The organism is Nocardia sp. NPDC004722, from assembly GCF_053601505.1.
Map to the genome: position 1 here is coordinate 1 of NZ_JBSGBY010000953.1, position 2,077 is coordinate 2,077.

Consider the following 2,077-nt stretch of genomic DNA (forward strand, 5'->3'; position numbering starts at 1 on the left):
GGGCGGGCTGCTCGTGGGCCGGCGCGGCGGCCGGGGCCGCCGGGGCCGCGGCGGCCACCAGGGTGGCCTTCAGCGCGGCGGGCTCGACATCGCCGTTGGCGGAGCCCGCGGCGGTGATGATGGAGCCGAAGACGCCGAGAGCGAGCGCGGCGGTGCCGACCGTGCGAGCGGTGGCAATCACCTTGCTACGTCTAGCGGGGTCACTGAGAGCAGTCATAACAATTTCGTCCTGTTCGGTTTCGGGCCCGTGGGCCTGAAGGAGGCAGCGCTCGACCAGGCGGGCGTCTCCCGACGCTCACCGACGCACTGCGGGGCTGTTGTGGTTGCTGTTGTGAAACCCTGTCCGGGTCAATGGAATTGGCGCACCGTCGTCAATGGAGTTGACGCTCTGCGCGGAGAGCTGCGGAGACGTTTCGCGGCCTCCCGGCCGCTCTGTCTAACCCACCGAGGTGGGTTGCCTCATCGCACCGATGTGGTGATCACGTTCCGCATGTGTGTTCACATCTCCTTGCGCCATTCAGACTCGTGGTCTGTTTCCGACAAGGTCACAGCTTGATAGCGCATAGTTAACACGGTCTGAACCAAAAGTGAACACACGGTGAACCGACCCGAGTGGCAGCTTCGGGACCTGCATTAATACAAGCGCTGACCTGGTCATTCAATTCGAAACACAAAGTGTTTCAGATCACAGAGAAATTTAGCCCCAAGATCGCGATATACGTCTATTTGCCCGATTTACCGACGACGCATCGGCGTTTCGCATTCCGAAAGTAACGTCCCAGCAAATCACAATTATTAACTCAAATCACATTAGTCACATTTGTCACGCACCGTAATCATCCTGCGATGTAACGAAAGCCGGATTAGGGTTCCGACATGGCATCCATCCGGGTCACCGAGGTGCTGGCGGCCCTCTCGCTCACCACCGATCTCGCCACCGGAATGCCATTCGAGAAGGGCTTGGCGGTCTGCCTGGTGGCCGACGCGGTCGCCGCCCGGCTGGGCCTGGACCAGGCCGATCGCCGCATCGTCTTCCACGCCGCGCTGCTCGCGGCCGTCGGCTGCACCTCCCGGGCCTCGGAGAACGCCGAGTCCTACGCCGACGACATCGCCTTTCAGCGCGCCTTCCACACCCTCGACCCGGGTGACCAGGACGTCTTCACCGCACAACTGAGCACTTTCGGCGATTGGGCACCGGGCAGCCAGCCCGCTCTGGCCCGCCGCTATGCCACCGAATCGCCCGCCGGAGCGCCGTTCGCGGTCCGCTCGGTGTGCGAGGTCAGCCGGGCGCTGGGACCGCGTCTGGGGCTGCCCGAGGCGGCCGTACTGGCACTTACCGAGGTCAAGGAGCGATTCGACGGACTGGGCGCGCCCGATCGGCTGCGCGGCGAGGAACTGTCGCTGGCCGGGCGCATCCTGCACTTGGCCGAACAGGCGGTGCTGGCCTTTCGCGGCCGTGACCGCGCGGCGAGCCTGGCCGAGCTGCACCGGCGAGCGGGCGGCCACCTGGACCCGGACCTGGTCGCCGTCTTCGCCGCCGACGCGGACGCCGTCTGGGCCGTGCTCGACCAGCCCGACCTGCTGACCGCGGTGATCAGCGCCGAACCCGGACTGCCGAGCCTGATCCGGCCCGAGCAACGCGACCACCTGTGCCGGTCACTGGCCGTCGTCGTCGATTTGAAAGGCCGCTATCTGCTGGGACATTCGGCACACGTCGCCGAATTGTCCGATGCCGCAGGCGATCTCGCCGGACTCTCGAACACCGACCGGGCGAGCCTGCGCGCGGCCGCGCTGCTGCACGACATCGGCCGAGTCGCGGTCTCGAGTTCGATCTGGGACCACCCCGGTCCCGTCGGCATCGGCGACTGGGAACGCATTCGGCTGCACAGCTATTGGACCGACCGCGTGCTGCGCCGCTGCCCCGGCCTGGCCGATCTCGCCGAGGTCGCCGCCGGTCACCACGAACGCCTCGACGGCAGCGGCTACCACCGCGGCGTGCGCGCACACGACCAGTCCCCCGCCGCGCGCCTGCTGGCCGCCGCCGACGTCTTCGACGCCATGACCGAAGACCGCCCGC

2 protein-coding genes are annotated in these 2,077 nt (G+C 66.7%); one reads left to right on the forward strand and one right to left on the reverse strand.

Features of this window, described 5'->3' with window-relative positions; translation table 11 throughout:
- Positions 1-181: hypothetical protein (locus tag ACWELQ_RS44495; RefSeq protein WP_452402986.1), on the reverse strand; the 181-nt coding region annotated here is incomplete at its 3' end.
- A 695-nt stretch (positions 182-876) separates the two neighbouring features.
- Here ACWELQ_RS44495 and ACWELQ_RS44500 point away from each other — a divergent pair.
- On the forward strand, positions 877-2,077 hold a 1,201-nt coding region (locus tag ACWELQ_RS44500), incomplete at its 3' end, for an HD-GYP domain-containing protein (protein WP_452402987.1).